The organism is Plantactinospora sp. WMMB334, from assembly GCF_049179095.1.
Lineage (GTDB): Bacteria > Actinomycetota > Actinomycetes > Mycobacteriales > Micromonosporaceae > Plantactinospora.
On record NZ_JBMHME010000002.1, the window covers coordinates 2,742,334 to 2,757,653 of the forward strand.

General features: G+C 70.3%; 16 protein-coding genes. 11 read left to right on the forward strand and 5 right to left on the reverse strand.

The genetic code is table 11. The features are described from left to right. Positions 1–99: 99 nt before the first annotated feature. From ACN27G_RS11700 to ACN27G_RS11725, 6 genes are all read left to right on the forward strand, one after another. Positions 100–1,284 (forward strand): M20 metallopeptidase family protein, encoded by a 1,185-nt coding sequence (locus ACN27G_RS11700; protein ID WP_421492819.1) that lies wholly within the window; start codon positions 100–102, stop codon positions 1,282–1,284. A 167-nt stretch (positions 1,285–1,451) separates the two neighbouring features. Beyond that, the gene (gene ggt / locus ACN27G_RS11705) at positions 1,452–3,296 is read left to right on the forward strand and encodes a gamma-glutamyltransferase (RefSeq protein WP_421492820.1); all 1,845 of its coding nucleotides are present in this window, start codon (positions 1,452–1,454) and stop codon (positions 3,294–3,296) included. Positions 3,297–3,583: 287 nt separating this feature from the next. Next, on the forward strand, positions 3,584–4,246 hold the full coding sequence (locus ACN27G_RS11710; RefSeq protein ID WP_421492821.1) for an SRPBCC domain-containing protein: 663 nt from the start codon (positions 3,584–3,586) through the stop codon (positions 4,244–4,246). After that, on the forward strand, positions 4,239–4,991 hold the full coding sequence (locus ACN27G_RS11715; protein ID WP_421492822.1) for a DUF998 domain-containing protein: 753 nt from the start codon (positions 4,239–4,241) through the stop codon (positions 4,989–4,991). Before ACN27G_RS11710 ends, ACN27G_RS11715 begins: the two co-directional genes overlap by 8 nt. A gap of 511 nt (positions 4,992–5,502) precedes the next feature. Beyond that, positions 5,503–6,141 (forward strand): hypothetical protein, encoded by a 639-nt coding sequence (locus ACN27G_RS11720; RefSeq protein WP_421497302.1) that lies wholly within the window; start codon positions 5,503–5,505, stop codon positions 6,139–6,141. Between the two features lie 100 nt (positions 6,142–6,241). Continuing rightward, positions 6,242–6,469 carry a hypothetical protein gene (locus tag ACN27G_RS11725; protein WP_421492823.1) on the forward strand — a complete coding sequence of 76 codons (228 nt, stop codon included), beginning with the start codon at positions 6,242–6,244 and terminating at the stop codon, positions 6,467–6,469. Positions 6,470–6,482: 13 nt separating this feature from the next. On the opposite strand, the gene ACN27G_RS11730 is transcribed toward ACN27G_RS11725, so the two are convergent. Then, the gene (locus ACN27G_RS11730; RefSeq protein WP_421492824.1) at positions 6,483–7,142 is read right to left on the reverse strand and encodes a nucleotidyl transferase AbiEii/AbiGii toxin family protein; all 660 of its coding nucleotides are present in this window, start codon (positions 7,140–7,142) and stop codon (positions 6,483–6,485) included. Continuing rightward, positions 7,139–7,495, reverse strand: coding sequence for a hypothetical protein (locus ACN27G_RS11735; protein WP_421492825.1), 357 nt, complete (start codon positions 7,493–7,495; stop codon positions 7,139–7,141). Before ACN27G_RS11735 ends, ACN27G_RS11730 begins: the two co-directional genes overlap by 4 nt. Before the next feature lie 261 nt (positions 7,496–7,756). Between ACN27G_RS11735 and ACN27G_RS11740 the strand changes: the two genes are divergently transcribed. Beyond that, a complete protein-coding gene (locus tag ACN27G_RS11740) occupies positions 7,757–8,542 on the forward strand; it encodes a hypothetical protein (protein ID WP_421492826.1) in 786 nt (261 codons plus the stop codon). 75 nt (positions 8,543–8,617) lie between these two features. On the opposite strand, the gene ACN27G_RS11745 is transcribed toward ACN27G_RS11740, so the two are convergent. Both ACN27G_RS11745 and ACN27G_RS11750 read right to left on the reverse strand, forming a co-directional pair. Further along, positions 8,618–9,628, reverse strand: a complete 1,011-nt coding sequence (locus tag ACN27G_RS11745) for a magnesium transporter CorA family protein (RefSeq protein ID WP_421492827.1) — start codon at positions 9,626–9,628, stop codon at positions 8,618–8,620. Positions 9,629–9,652: 24 nt separating this feature from the next. Beyond that, entirely contained in the window at positions 9,653–9,844 is a 192-nt protein-coding gene (locus ACN27G_RS11750; RefSeq protein ID WP_421492828.1) for a hypothetical protein, read from the reverse strand. 286 nt (positions 9,845–10,130) lie between these two features. On the opposite strand from ACN27G_RS11750, the gene mmsA reads away from it, so the two are divergent. The 4 genes from mmsA (at position 10,131) to ACN27G_RS11770 (ending at position 14,823) form a co-directional block, all read left to right on the forward strand. Further along, positions 10,131–11,678 (forward strand): multiple monosaccharide ABC transporter ATP-binding protein, encoded by a 1,548-nt coding sequence (gene mmsA, locus ACN27G_RS11755; protein ID WP_421492829.1) that lies wholly within the window; start codon positions 10,131–10,133, stop codon positions 11,676–11,678. Beyond that, on the forward strand, positions 11,675–12,976 hold the full coding sequence (gene mmsB / locus ACN27G_RS11760) for a multiple monosaccharide ABC transporter permease (RefSeq protein ID WP_421492830.1): 1,302 nt from the start codon (positions 11,675–11,677) through the stop codon (positions 12,974–12,976). The genes mmsA and mmsB overlap by 4 nt, the downstream gene beginning before the upstream one ends. Before the next feature lie 73 nt (positions 12,977–13,049). Then, complete coding sequence (locus tag ACN27G_RS11765; protein ID WP_421492831.1) at positions 13,050–14,156, forward strand: substrate-binding domain-containing protein; 1,107 nt, start codon at positions 13,050–13,052, stop codon at positions 14,154–14,156. Between the two features lie 238 nt (positions 14,157–14,394). Beyond that, entirely contained in the window at positions 14,395–14,823 is a 429-nt protein-coding gene (locus ACN27G_RS11770; RefSeq protein WP_421492832.1) for an HIT family protein, read from the forward strand. 196 nt (positions 14,824–15,019) lie between these two features. Here ACN27G_RS11770 and ACN27G_RS11775 read toward each other — a convergent pair whose 3' ends face one another. Then, a complete protein-coding gene (locus ACN27G_RS11775; protein WP_421492833.1) occupies positions 15,020–15,193 on the reverse strand; it encodes a hypothetical protein in 174 nt (57 codons plus the stop codon). Positions 15,194–15,320: the final 127 nt, after the last annotated feature.

Here is a 15,320-nt window from a genome sequence, read left to right on the forward strand (position 1 = left end):
GATATCCCGGGGCCGGAAGCGTGCGCCAACTCCGGTGAGTTGGCCGGCCGGGACCTCGGTGGCAGCGGGGACGCCGGTACCACCAGACGGGGGCGACGGATGAGATTGCGTGAGGACGCGGCGGAGATCCGTGGCGAGTTGGTCGGCCTGCGCCGTGACCTGCACCGGATCCCGGAGGAGGGCCTGCACCTGCCACGCACCCAGGAACGCGTGTTGGCCGCCCTCGAACCGCTGCCGCTGGAGATCGACACGGGCTCGGCGCTCTCCTCGATCACCGCCGTGCTGCGCGGCGGCGCTCCGGGGCCGGCGGTGCTGCTCCGGGGCGACATGGACGCCCTTCCCATCACCGAGCGCAGCGGTGTCGACTACGGCTCGCGGCACGACGGGGTGATGCACGCCTGCGGGCACGACCTGCACACGGCCGGCCTGGTCGGGGCCGCCCGGCTGCTGGCCGCCCACCGGAACGAACTCGCCGGCGACGTCGTCTTCATGTTCCAGCCCGGGGAAGAGGGCTACGACGGCGCCGGCCAGATGATCGACGAGGGCGTGCTGACCGCCGCCGGCCGGCCGGTCGAGGCCGCGTACGGGCTGCACGTGCTCTCGTCCATCCTCGACCGTGGGGTCTTCGCCTCCCGTCCCGGCCCGCTGATGGCCGGCTCCGCCGGGCTCTTCGTCACCGTCGTCGGGGCGGGCGGGCACGGCTCCCGACCGCACGTGACCCTCGACCCGGTGCCGGTCGCCTGCGAGATGGTCACCGCACTGCAGACGATGGTCACCCGGCGGTTCGACGCGTTCGAGCCGGTGGTGCTCACCGTCGGCACCTTCCACGCCGGCACCCGACGCAACGTCATCCCGGACGAGGCGACCTTCGAGGCGACGGTACGTGCCTTCGACGCCTCAATCCATGCGGAGCTGGGCCGGCACGCGGTACGCCTGTGCGAGCAGATCGCGGCAGCACACGGCCTGCGCGCCGAGGTCCGGTACGAACCGGAGTACCCGGTCACGGTCAACGATCCCGCCGAGCACGACTACGCCGCCAGCACCGTCCGGGAGATCTTCGGCCCGGAACGGTTCGTCGAGATGCGCCATCCGTTGACCGGCTCGGAAGACTTCTCCCGGGTGCTGGGGCGGGTGCCCGGCGCCTTCGTCTTCCTCGGCGCCTGCGCCACAGGTGACCCGGACACGGCGCCCGGCAACCACTCGCCCCGGGCGGTGTACGACGACAGCGTGCTCGCCGACGGTGCCGCGCTCCTCGCCGAGCTGGCCGCCCGCCGGCTCCGCTGACGGAAGCTTCCGCGCGGAGGAAACCGCCCCGAACCAGCGGCAGCGCAACAACCTATTGTCCTAGGACGCCTTACGGATGGTGCGGCGGTCCACACTGCACACGCGCCCGGTTGCCTCGCCGGCCGCGAAGGCATATCAAGGACACAACCGACCGTGGAGGAGCGCTGATGCTTCCGGACAGGGCAAGGTTCCCGATGGTGCTCGTCGTCGCCGCCCTGGTCGCCGCCTCGGCGCCGGCCGCCGCCGTGCAGGGCGCGGCCGGCGACCACACCGCCGCCGGCCATCCCGGCGCACCGGCGAGGACGCCCACCGCCTACGGACACGGCGGGGCCGTCTCCACAGTCGACCCGACCGCGACGGCGGTCGGCCTCGACGTGCTGCGACGGGGCGGCAACGCGGTCGACGCGGCGGTTGCCGCAGCCGCCACGCTGGGCGTGACCGAGCCCTTCTCGGCCGGCATCGGGGGTGGCGGGTTCTTCGTCTACTACGACGCGCGCACCCGACTGGTGCAGACCATCGACGGCCGGGAGTCGGCACCCGCCGCGATGCGCGAGGACTCGTTCGTCGACCCGGCGACTGGCAGCCCGTACCCGTTCCAGGCGGCCCGGGTCAGCGGGCTCTCGGTCGGCGTACCCGGAACCCTGCTGACCTGGCACGAGGCGCTGCGCAGGTGGGGGAGCCGGCCACTGTCGGCGGTGCTCGCGCCTGCGGCGGAGGTGGCCGAGCGCGGGTTCGCGGTCGACGCGACGTTCCGGCAGCAGGTCGCGGACAATGCGGCGGCGTTCGCCCAGTTCGACGCGACCCGGGCGCTCTACCTGCCGGGCGGGGAGCCGCCGCTGGTCGGGTCGACGCAGCGCAACCGGGACCTGGCGGCGACCTACCGGCAGATCGCCCGGCACGGCGTGGACACCCTCTACGCCGGGCCGATCGGTGCCGACCTCGTCGCGGCAGTGCGCCGCCCGCCCGTCGCCGACGATCCGGCCGTGCCGTGGCAGTATCCGATCCGGCCCGGCGGGATGACCCGGGCCGACCTCGCCCGCTACGAGCTGCGGTTTCCCGCACCGACCCGGTCCGACTACCGTGGCTTCGAGGTGTACGGCATGTCGACCCCGTCCAGCGGCGGTGTCGCGGTCGGCGAGGCGCTCAACATCCTGGAGCGGTTCGACCTGTCGACGCTGACGGTCACCGAGGCGCTGCACCACTATCTGGAGGCGAGCGCCCTCGCCTACGCCGACCGGAACCGGTACGTCGCCGACGGCACCTCGCGGCGGGTCCTCGGCGAACTGCTCGGCGACCGGTACGCGGCCGAGCGGGCCTGCCGGCTGGATCCGACCCGGGCCGCGCCGAAGCCGGTGCCACCCGGCGACCCCGACGGCCGGTACGGCGGCTGCGCGACCGCCGCGTCCGGTGCCGAGGGCCACCCCGGGCAGAGCACCACGAATCTGACCGTGGCCGACCGGTGGGGCAACGTCGTGGAATACACGCTGACCATCGAGCAGACCGGCGGCAACGCGATGGTGGTGCCCGGGCGCGGATTCCTGCTCAACAACGAGCTGACCGACTTCAGCTTCGCCCAGACGCCCGGGGCGGCGCCGGACCCGAATCTGCCGGCTCCGGGCAAGCGCCCCCGCAGCTCGATGTCGCCGACGATCGTGCTCGACGACGGCCGGCCGTTCCTGGCGCTCGGCAGCCCCGGCGGGGCGACCATCATCACCACGGTGCTGCAGATGCTGGTCAACCGGATCGATCTGGGCATGTCGCTGCCGGAGGCGGTGGCGGCGCCCCGGGCGTCCCAGCGGAACAGCGCGACGCCGCAGGCGGAGCCGGCCTTCGCCGACCGGTACGGCGCCGAGCTCGCCGCCTTCGGCCATCCGCCGTTCGCCAATGCCGCCGAGCTGGGCGCGGCCACCGCGATCGAGTTCACCGGTCGGCGCGGCGTGGTGGCGGCGGCCGAACCGGTGCGGCGTGGTGGCGGGGCTGCTGCGGTCCTTCGGCCGGTCCGCCGGCTCTGAGTCGTCCGGCTGCCGGGTGGGGAGCGCCCGCGCCAAAATTATAGTTGACTTATATAAGGATCAGGTGACATTCTTCCTGTCGTGCAGGCGTTCGACGTGCCATCGACTCGGCCACTTCGGGAGGTCGACATCTGGCTCGAGCGCTTCCGCCGGTTCTGGGGCCGGCGCCTGGACGCGTTGGAGACAGAAGTTGCCCGCAGCAGGCGCGAGCGCCGCCCCCAGCGCCACAGCCCGGCCCGCGCTCTGCCGGCGGACCCGCAACCCCAGACCAGGAGCGAGGAAGAAACGTGATCGATATCGTCAACCAGATCAACGCGACCCACCGGGAGATCGGCGATCTGCCGGTCGCCACCGGGGCGGGCCGGTCGCTGCTGCTGCGCCGCAGCTACGACGCTCCGGTCGAGGAGGTCTGGAGCGCCTGCACCGAGCTCGACCGGATCAGCCGGTGGCTGGGCCCGATCGAGGGTGACCTGCGCCCCGGCGGCAAGTTCCAGCTCAGGGACAATGCCGGCGGGGAGATCCTGCGCTGCGAGAAGCACCGCCTGATCACGGTGACCTGGGTTCTCGGCGAGGGGATGGCCACCGAGGTCGAGGTTCGTCTGGCGCCCGGCGACGGCGCCGGCAGCACCGTACTGGAGCTGGAGCACAGCTCGCCGGCCGAGATCGTCGACGAGTTGGTGCGTACCTACGGTCCCGGCGGCACGATCGGGCTCGGCGGCGGTTGGGACCTCACCCTGCTCGGCCTCGACCTGCATCTGCGGGGCACGGAACTCGACCCCGAGACCTGGGAGGAGAGGCCGGAGGTCAGGGAGTTCGCCACCCGTAGCTGCCACGCCTGGGGGCCGGCGATCCAGGCCGCCTGGGGGACCAGCGACGAGGATCTCGCGGCGGCGATCGCGTTCGGCGTACAGCACTTCGCTTCCGACGCCGGTGGTGACGGCAATGGCTGACCGCCGGACGGCGGCGGCGCCCGCTCGGGTGCCGACCGAGCCGACCGGAGCCGCACCCCGGGCCGCCGACGCGGTGGTGGGCCGGCCGCACGGCGCCGCCACCGGGCCGACCCGCACCCTACTCGCCTGCGGCCTCGTCGCCGGCCCGCTCTACATCGTCGTGGTCGTCGCGCAGATGCTCGGCAGGGACGGGTTCGACATCAGCCGGCATCCGGCCAGCCTGCTGAGCAACGGCGACCGGGGCTGGATCCAGATCGCGAACTTCGCGGTCAGCGGTCTGCTGTTCGTGGCGTACGCGATCGGCCTGCGCCGGCTGCTGACGGCGGAGGGCGGCCGGGGTCGTGGCTGGGGGCCCCTGCTGGTCGGGGTCTTCGGCGCCGGGATGGTCGGCGCGGCAGTCTTCTCGGCGGATCCGGTCGACGGCTTTCCGCCCGGTACGCCGGGCGGCCCGCCGACGACGGTCAGTGTGTCCGGAATGCTGCACTTCCTCGTTGCCGGGCTCGCGTTCCTCGCCCTGGTCGCGGCATGCTTCGTCTTCGCCCGGCGGTTCGGCGAGGCCCGCCGCCGCGCCTGGGCGGCGTTCAGTACGACGACCGGCGCGCTCTTTCTCACGGGCTGGATGTCCATCTTTGCGTTTCCGGGCGCGCGGCCGGCCAATGTCGCCTTCGCCGTGGCGATCGGGCTGGTGCTGGTCTGGACATCGCTGCTCGCCGTGCGCCTGCTGAGTCCGCCCGGCCCGGGGTGACAGCCGGCCGGGGCGGAGCGGCCACCGCCGACCAGACCGGGTGATCCCGGACAACGGGGGATTCGGCGGTGGCCGCCGCTCCGGCCCGGGGAGCGGGTCGACCCCGGCCGGATCCCGGTGCCGGCCAATGTCCCGGTTGCGTGTGATGTCCGGTTCGGTTTGGTGGTCGGCGTGCCGGTGGGGAATGCTGGGTGGGGGCCGGTCGTTACATCATGCGTACGGCCGAGTAGCACCCCTGGTCGGCCGGGGGCTTGCGGGTGGGTGGCGGGGAATGATCCCCACCCACCGGTCGTTACATGTGGTGTTCGCCCGAGTACGAGCCGTCCCCCCCGGCAGCATCCCGTGCTCGGGTGTTCTTGCTTCTGTCGTCTCTGGAGACCGCCGGTGTGCTGGTTTCGGGACGTGATGTTTCCTCCATTGACACCCCGGTCGCTGTGGCGGTGGGTGTTCATCCCCGAATGGAAGGTGGACCGTCATGAACACGATGTTGTTCGGTCGGTGGCTTCCGGCCATGTCGCAGACTTCGTTCGTGCGTAGGTCCGTGTTGGGTGTGGCTGGTCTGGCGTTCGTCGGTGGTGCGGTCGCGGGCCCGTCGGTGGCCGCGCAGGCCGGCCCGGAGCATGCCGGTAGCCTGGTGGCCGCTTCGGTCATGGTCGACAACGGCGACCACAAGGGTGACAAGGGCGACAAGGGTGGTGGGCCGTCGCGGGACCGGTTGGTGCCGCACGGTGTGCAGGGTGTGCAGTCGCGGATCGACATCTCGCCGGAGCGGGCGGCGAGTGTGAAGGCGATCGTGGCGGCGACGAAGAAGGCGGGTCTGGACGAGCGGGCCGCGGTGATCGCGGTCGGCACGTCGCTGCAGGAGTCGAAGTTGGAGAACCTGGGTCATCTGGGTGACCGTAACGACCATGACTCGCAGGGCCTGTTCCAGCAGCGGCCGTCGTCGGGTTGGGGCACGGTGGAGCAGATCACCGACCCCGAGTACGCCACGACCGCGTTCCTGAAGGGTCTGCGGCAGGTCGACGGCTGGCATGAGCTGCCGCTGACCGTGGCCGCGCAGAAGGTACAGGTGTCGGCGTACCCGGACGCGTACGCCAAGTGGGAGGACCAGGCCGCCGACCTCGTCGCCGACGCCTGGACCACCAGCTGACACACCAGCACAACAGAACAGAACAGACCAACCCCGCTGGCCGGGTCCCCACCCCAGGGGACCCGGCCATGTCGTGGACGGGACCTGGCACACTACCGGCGTGGCTGAGGATCCCAACTTTTTGATCGTGCTGCGCGGCTACGACCGGGACGAGGTACGTGAGCTGACCCGGCGGGGAAACCAGGCGCTCGCCTCCGGCGATCCGGCGGAGCGTGCCGCCGTCGCGGAGCAGCTCCGCCGGCCGCAGCTGACGGTGCGGTTGCGCGGCTACGACCGGCAGCAGGTGGCGGAGCACTTCGGTCAGCTCGCCGCCCGGTTGGCGAGCTGACCGGAGTCCCTTCTCACCGGGGCCAGTCAGCCAGCCTGGCCCGGATCGCGCGGACCGCGTCGGCGTCGCGACCGTACCTGGCGAACCGCTGGTCGGGGAGCCGGTCCAGGTAGCGGCCGGCGGCGGCGATGTCGTCCGGCTCGATCGCCGGGTCGTACTCGGTGGCGAGCCGGATCAGGTCGGCCACGGCGTACCGGTCGAGGGCCGCCGCGACGTCGATGTAGTCCCGGACCTCACGGCGGGTGACCAGGGCGGCTGTCTTGCTGGCCACCAGGTCCTGGACGTGCATCACCGGCCCGAGGTCCATCACCACCGGGCTGCGGTGCCGGTCCAGCCGACCGAGGCTGAGCCGCAGACTGCGGCCGCCCCGGTCGACCAGGAAGTCCTTCATGTCCAGCGCGAACCCGCTGAAGAGTCCGGCCAGGTCACCCGAGGGATCCTCGTCCGCGACCGTGAAACCGGCCGCTTCCAGTGCCGCCCGCACCTCCGCCCCGGCGCTGGCCGCCGCACCGTCGGTGTCGGCGAAGAGGTCGATGTCCTCGGTCGGCCGGAAGACCAGGCCGTGTGCGGCCCAGGCCACCCCGCCGCCGAGGACGAAGCCGTGCTTGTCGGCCACGGAGAGGGCGACCCGGGCGACCTGGCGGTAGAAGTCGTCGAGGTGCGTGGTGGTCATGCCGCCCGGCGGCCGGCGGTGGCCAGCGACGGGTGCCGCCGTTCCCAGGCAGCCCGTACCCCGCGGGGCAGGTTCAGTGCCGACCAGATCCGGCGGAGGGTCCGGCCGTCGAGTAACCGGCGCAGGTCGTCGGAGCGGGTCGCCTCGCGCAGGACGTTCTCGTACATCCAGAGCAACTGGTCCGGATCGTCCAGGTCGAAGCTGCGGTCCGGCCCCCACATCAGGCGCAGCGGCAGGACCACCGTCCCGTGGGTGGGCCCGGTCAGCTCCGACACGGTCCGGGTCACCACGGCGGGCCGGCCCGGACGGGCCAGGTAGGCCACGCCGGCTCCGGTCGCGTCGGCGTACTGCATGGGCTCAGGGTAGCCCGACGCTGGCCGATCCGGTTCATCCGTACCCGATTTCGCTGGTCTGTCCGGGCTCCGTTGTCGCTACAAATCCGGAATGCCGGACCGGTCCCGCCGGTTGTATCTCCCGGTACGCCCGCGAGCTCAGCCCCCTGGATCGCGGGCGTACCTCTTCTGTTCCGTGCCGGGGCTCCTTCCGGCATGTCGGTAGCAGCACCTCGAGTACCTCGTACCTACCGGAATCAAGATCGAAAGGGCATCCATCACATGAATCCGATCTTCGGACGATGGTTCCCCGCCATCACGGAGACCGCTCGTACCCGGTGGCTTCCGGCCATCGCCGCACATCCGGCGGCGCGCCGGCTTCCCGCCGTCGCGGAAACGCCGCTCGCCCGCCGGTCCGCGCTCGCCGTGGCTGGTCTGACCTGCGCGGCCGCCTGCTCGGCGGTGGCCGGCCCGGCGGCTGTGGTCGCCGCCTCCGGCGACCCGGGCACCCGGCAGGCGGCCTACACCCAGTCGCTGCGGGCCGACGACCCCGACCTGGCGGACCGGTCCCGGCCGGCCGACGACGGGAACTCGGACGACGACGGGAACTCGGACGACAACACGTCCCGGGACAAGCTTGTCCCGCACGGCGTGCAGGGCGACCAGGCGCGGATCGCCCTCGACGACGACCAGCGGGACAACGCCCGCGAGATCGTCCGGGTGGCCCGGAAGCTCGACATGGGCCAGCGGGGTGCGGTGATCGGCGTGGCCACCTCGTTGCAGGAGTCGAAGCTGCGCAACCTCGGCCACCTGGGCCAGTGGAACGACCACGACTCGCTGGGGCTGTTCCAGCAGCGGCCGTCGTCGGGCTGGGGTTCGCCGGACCAGATCAGGGACCGGGAGTACTCGTCCGCCGCGTTCTTCAACGGGCTCAAGCGGGTCGACCGGTGGTGGGACCGGCCGCTGACCGACGCCGCCCAGGCGGTACAGGTGTCGGCGTACCCGTTCGCGTACGCCCAGTGGGAGGACCAGGCGGCCGACATCGTCGCGGACGTCTGGTCCCGGTAACCGGCAGGACGAACGGGAACGGACGGGTACCGGGACGGGACGGGGAGGTCGGCCGACGCCGGCCTCCCCGAGCCCTCAGATCCAGTTCTTCCTGTGGAACGCCACGTAGAGGGCGATCGCCAGCCCGAAGGTCACCACGAGGGAGACGACGAACTCCACCGAGGTGTGTCGCCACGGAAAGTCGATGTTCTGCCCGAAGAACCCCGTCACCGCCGCCGGTACGGCGATCACGGCCGCCCACGCCGTCACCTGCTTGACGATCAGGTTGAGCTGGTTGTTCTGCAACATCAGGTTCGTCTCGAGCATCGTGGTGTTGAGGTCGCGCAGCGAGTCGCTCCACTCGATGACCCGCAGCACGTGGTCGTAGAGGTCCTGGTAGTACGGCAGCATCTCCTCGTCGATGGTGTGCATGGTCGGGCGCATCAGGGCGTTCACCACCTCCCGCATCGGAAGGGTGACCTGACGCAGCCGGACCAGGTCGCGTCGGGCGACGAAGATCCGCTTCTGCACCTCGTTGCGGTTCAGGCCGTCGCCGGCGCCGGTGTCGCGCTCCGCCGCCCCGCCGCCGGCGGCGAACATGGCACCCTGCACCCGTTCGAGCGTCGCGTCGAGTTGCTGTACGACCGAGAAGTGACCGTCGATCAGGGTGTCCAGCAGCCCGTAGAGCAGGTACGCGACGCCGTGCCGGGCCAGGTCGACGGTCTCGTCCCAACGGGCCAGCACCTCCCGGATGTCGAACTGGTCGCCGTAGCGGACCGTGACCAGGGCCCGCGGTTTGACGAACGCCGAGACCTCGTTGTCGAGGAGTCCGCCGGCCGCGCCCACCCGTACCATGTAGGTGTTCAGGAACAGGTGGGTGTCGTACCGGTCGAGCTTCGCCCGCTGGTCCTGCTGGACGATGTCCTCCAGCGCCAGTGCGTGCATGCCGAGTTCCTCGGCGAGCAGTTTCAGGTCGTCCTCGGTCGGCAGGCAGAGGTCCAGCCAGATCACCACCCGGTCGTCGGCGGCGAGCCGGTCACCGATCTCGGTGGCCGGGAAGCCCTGGTCGACGAGGGCGCCGTCGCGGTACATCCGGGTGTTGCTCACCGGCCCGCCGTTTCGTCCCGCACGTCACCGACGGTAGGCGGGCGGTGGCGCGCGGCGGGCCGGTTCCTCGAAGGTGACCGGCGGCACGTCGGGGGGCGGGGTACGGGTCGCCGGATCGCCGGGGCGTATGGTGGTCCGGCTCAGCTGCCAGACCATGACGCTCCGGTCGAACCGGTCGTTGTCGTGCACCTGGTGCGTCGCGGGCGATCGATGCACAGGAGGGTCCGGGGCGTCGGCGAGTGAGCCGTAGCCATGTGAGTTTGTCAAGACCAGGTCACGAAATCTTGCGAAACTTCCTCGTCTTCGAATAAGTTCCTCCAGGCAACAAAAGTGTGTCAGTCGATCCTGACGACTGCCCGGAGGCAACAATGATGTTGGTGACGCGGCACGGCCATCGGCCGCCGGACGCGCGTGCTCTCCTCTGGCGCCCCGATGACGGGCGGCCGGTCCCGGCCGCCTCCCACCGGTCCGCCGTGCCGGTCCGACCCGGGGAGGGCCGGCGATGAGCGACGCTCCCGTCCTGCTGGAGATGCGCGGGATCACCAAGGAGTTCCCCGGGGTCAAGGCGCTCTCCGACGTCAACCTGGTCGTCCGGGCCGGCGAGATCCACGCGATCGCGGGGGAGAACGGCGCCGGCAAGTCCACCCTGATGAAGGTGCTCAGCGGGGTCTACCCGTACGGCAGCTACTCGGGCGAGATCCGCTACCGGGGAGCCGAGAGCCGCTTCTCCGACATCCGCGCCAGCGAGCATGCCGGCATCGTGATCATCCACCAGGAACTCGCCCTGGTGCCCGGAATGTCCATCACCGAGAACATCTTCCTCGGCAACGAGCCCGGGCGCGGTGGCGTGATCGACTGGAAGGTCGCCAACCGGCGCGCCCTGGAGCTGATGGCCCGGGTGGGGCTGCGGGAGGACCCGGACACGCTGGTCAAGGACATCGGCGTGGGCAAGCAGCAGCTCGTCGAGATCGCCAAGGCCTTCGCCAAGGACGTCAAGCTGCTCATCCTGGACGAGCCGACCGCCGCGCTCAACGAGGCCGACTCCCAGCACCTGCTCGACCTGCTGCGCGGCTTCAAGCAGCGCGGCATCACCTCGATCATCATCTCGCACAAGCTCAACGAGATCGCCGAGGTCGCCGACTCGATCACCATCCTGCGGGACGGCCGGACCATCGAAACCCTGGACGTCAGGGCGGACGGGGTGGACGAGGACCGGATCGTCCGGGGCATGGTCGGCCGGGAACTGCAGAGCCGCTTCCCCGACCACACGCCCACGATCGGCGAGGTCTTCTTCGAGGTGCGGGACTGGACCGTCCGGCATCCCGTCTCCGCCGACCGGATGGTGGCGAAGGGGTCCAGCTTCACCGTCCGGCGCGGCGAGATCGTCGGGTTCGCCGGGCTGATGGGCGCCGGCCGCACCGAACTGGCGATGAGCGTCTTCGGCCGGTCCTACGGCGTCTACCAGAGCGGGCAGATCTTCAAGGACGGCCGGGAGATCGTGCTGAGGTCGGTGGCGGACGCCATCGCGCACGGACTGGCGTACGTCAGCGAGGACCGCAAGTCGCTCGGCCTGAACCTGCTCGACGACATCAAGACCTCGGTGGTCTCCGCCAAGCTGTCCAAGATCGCCAAACTCGGCGTGGTCGACGCGGTACGCGAGTACGGGGCCGCCGAGAGCTATCGCAAGAGCCTGCGGGTCAAGGCCCCCTCGGTCGACGAGGGCGTCACCAAGCTCTCCGGCGGCAACCAGCAGAAGGTGGTGCTGGCCAAGTGGATGTTCACCGACCCGGACCTGCTCATCCTCGACGAGCCGACCCGGGGTATCGACGTCGGCGCCAAGTACGAGATCTACGGGATCATCCAGCAGCTCGCCGACCAGGGTAAGGGCGTCATCGTCATCTCCTCGGAGCTGCCAGAGCTGATCGGCCTCTGCGACCGCATCTACACGGTCTTCGAGGGCACGATCACCGGCGACATCGCCCGGGCCGACGCCGATCCCGAACTCCTCATGAAGCAGATGACCTCAGCGAAGAAGGCGCAGACGCGGTGAGCCGTTTAAAGGACCTCCAGAAGTCTCTGTTCGCGGGGACGACATCCAACACCCGGCAGTTCGGGATGATCTTCACGCTGGTGGCGATCGTCCTGCTCTTCCAGATCCTGACCGACGGGCTGACGCTGAACTCCGGCAACATGATCTCGCTGGTCAGCCAGTACTCGTACATCCTGATCCTGGCGATCGGGATGCTGATGGTGATCGTCGCCGGTCACATCGACCTGTCGGTCGGCTCGATCGCCGCCTTCGTCGGCATCGTGGTGGCCCGGGCCATGCAGGACTGGTCGCTGCCCTGGCCGGCGGCGATCCTCTTCGGCCTGGTCGTCGGCGCCGTGATCGGTGCCTGGCAGGGCTTCTGGGTCGCCTACATCGGGGTGCCGGCGTTCATCGTCACCCTGGCCGGCATGATGCTGTTCCGGGGCGGCAACCAGTTCATCGGCAGCGCCGACACCATCCCGGTGCCGGAGGGCTTCCGGCAGATCGGCGCCGGCTTCCTGCCGGAGGTCGGCCCGAACACCGGCTACAACAACCTCACGCTGCTGCTCGGGCTGCTCGTCGCGGCGGCCATCGTGCTGCGGGAGTGGAGGCTGCGACGCACCCGGCGCGAGATGGACGCCGACGTCGCGCCGATGTGGATCTCGTTCATCCGGGTCGCGCTCCCGGTCGCCGTCGTGATCTACGCGGCGTTCCGGTTCGCCGGTGGCCGGGTCGGCACCAGCTTCCCGATCTCCGGCATCATCCTCGGCGTCCTGGTGGTGATCTACTCCTTCGTCACCCGGAACACCGCCGGCGGCCGGCACATCTACGCGGTCGGCGGCAACTCGCGGGCCGCGGAGCTCTCCGGGGTCAAGCTCAAGCGGGTCAACTTCCTGGTCATGATGAACATGTCGGTCCTGGCCGCGCTGGCCGGCATGATCTTCGTCGCCCGTTCCGCCGCCTCCGGGCCGCAGGACGGAATCGGCTGGGAACTGGACGCCATCGCCGCGGTCTTCATCGGTGGCGCCGCCGTCTCCGGCGGCCTCGGCACCATCAGCGGCTCCATCGTCGGCGGTCTGGTGATGGCCGTGCTCAACAACGGCCTTCAGCTGATGGGCGTCGGCTCGGACCGGGTCCAGATCATCAAGGGTCTGGTCCTGCTGCTCGCCGTCGCCCTCGACGTATACAACAAGAACCGAGGGCGCTTCTCGATCATCGGATCGGTGACCCGCCCGTTCCGCCGGGAGGCGCCCCCCGGGCCGCCGCCCTCGACCGTCGAGGCGGGTCAGGAGCCCGCCAAGACTCCGGTGGCCGGCTGACGGCCACCACCGGCGGGGGCGGAAGACCTCCGTCCCCGCCTCCCCACCACCTTGCGAAGAAGGGCAACCTGCAATGCGAAAATTCCTAGCCAGGGGTGTCGCCGCCGGCGCCATCGCCCTGCTGGCCCTGACGGCCTGCTCCGAGCGGTCCGGCAGCGGCGGCGAGGAGGCCGGGGCCGAGAAGGGCTTCGCCGCCGACTCGCTGATCGGCGTGGCCCTGCCGGCGAAGACCTCCGAGAACTGGGTGCTCGCCGGTGACCTGTTCACCAACGGCCTCAAGGAGGCCGGGTTCCAGTCCGACGTGCAGTACGCCGGTGCCACCAGCACCGTCGCCGACCAGCAGGCACAGATCTCCGCCATGGTCACCAAGGGCGCCAAGGTGATCGTGATCGGCGCGACCGACGCCGCGCAGCTCACCACCCAGGTCAACGCCGCCAAGGCGGCCGGCGCGACCGTGATCGCCTACGACCGGCTGATCAAGAACACCGAGAACGTCGACTACTACGTGGCGTACGACAACTTCAAGGTCGGCCAGCTCCAGGGCCAGGCGCTGCTGGAGGGCATGAAGGCGAAGAAGCCGAACGGCCCGTACACCATCGAGCTCTTCTCCGGCTCGCCGGACGACAACAACTCGGGCGTCTTCTTCAACGGCGCGATGGACGTGCTGCAGAAGGAGATCGACGCCGGCAACGTGGTGGTCGGCTCGGGGCAGACCGACATCAAGCAGACCGCCACCGACGGCTGGAAGGCCGAGAACGCCCAGCGGCGGATGGACTCGCTGCTCACCTCCACCTACACCGGCAAGACGCTGGACGGCGTCCTCTCCCCGAACGACACCCTGGCCCGGGCCATCCTGACCTCGGTCAAGGGCGCCGGCAAGCCGCTGCCGGTGGTCACCGGGCAGGACTCCGAGGTGGAGTCGGTCAAGTCGATCGTGGCCGGCGAGCAGTACTCGACCATCAACAAGGACACCCGGGCCCTGGTCAAGGAGACCATCGAGATGGTCAAGGCCCTGCAGGCCGGTGACGACCCGAAGGTCAACGACACCGAGTCCTACGACAACGGCGTGAAGGTCGTTCCGGCCAACCTGCTGGAGCCGCTGATCGTCACCAAGAAGAACGTGGTCGAGGCGTACGCCAACGACCCGAAGCTGGCCCCGCTCACCACCGGCGCGCAGTAACGCCGACCGGCGGGTAGGACCATCCGGGTCCCCGGGATCGACGAGATCCCGGGGACCCGTTCCAGCTCTGCGTCACCCGGTCACCAGCAGGGCGGTCCGGCCGCCGTCGCGGGCCGACAGCAGCTCCTTGGGTGTCACGTCCGGTAGGAGCGAGCTGCCGGTAGAAAGCTGATGGTGTCTGTTCACGCCGCGACGCAGGGGCCGTCTTTGTTCGTCCGTCTCAGCAGAGGAGAGAACGATGCCGAGTGTCTTTTCCCGAATCATCGCCGGCGAGTTGCCGGGCCGCTTCGTCTGGAAGGACGACGAGGTGGTCTGTTTCCTGAGCATCGCACCGCTGCGGCCGGGGCACACCCTGGTCGTGCCTCGCCAGGAGATCGACAACTGGACGGATCTACCCGTTGATCTGCTGGGCAGAGTGATGAACGTGGCTCAGGTGATCGGGCGGGGAGTCGAGCGGGGATGGGACGCGCCGCGCTCAGGACTGGCCATCGCGGGTTTCGAGGTCCCGCACTGCCACGTGCACGTCAGCCCCATCTGGGACATGGACGATCTCGACTTCAAGAACATCAAGCCGGAGACCGACGAGGCGGCGCTCGACGAGGCCGCGAAGAGGCTACGGGGCGCTCTGCGGGAGCTGAACCACGGACAGTTCGTGCCGACCACCTGACCTCGATCGCTTCAGGGGGCTGGTTTGTGGCACGACCGGCACGCGCACCAGCTCGTGGAACTGGTCACGGGACGAGCGGGCCAGGATGACGGTGTACGCGGCGCCGATGCCCAGGATCCCCCGCCGAGCAGCGCGAGCCCGCCCGCCGTTGCCGAGGTGAGCGTTCGGCGGATGCACCTTGTCGCGCCGGTCGCGGTCAGCGTGCGCAGGTCGCCCGCCGCCCCGGCCCGCTCGCCGCCGTCCTACTCGCCACCGGAATCAGGTCGCAGATCGAGGACTTCCCGAGCCTGGCCCCCGCGTCCAGAGTGGTGAGCCGGTCCAGGTGAAACTGCGGGCCGGTCGGCCGGCCGTCCTCTACGTCAGTGTTCACGTGCGGCTGTGTGCCTGTTCGGCAGCGCGATACCTTCGGCGACCAAGATCGTGCCGTCAACCATGGCGTCACCCTGACGGCCAGCGGGCCTACCACCTACGGCACCGTGGCGCGGACGGAGACTGCC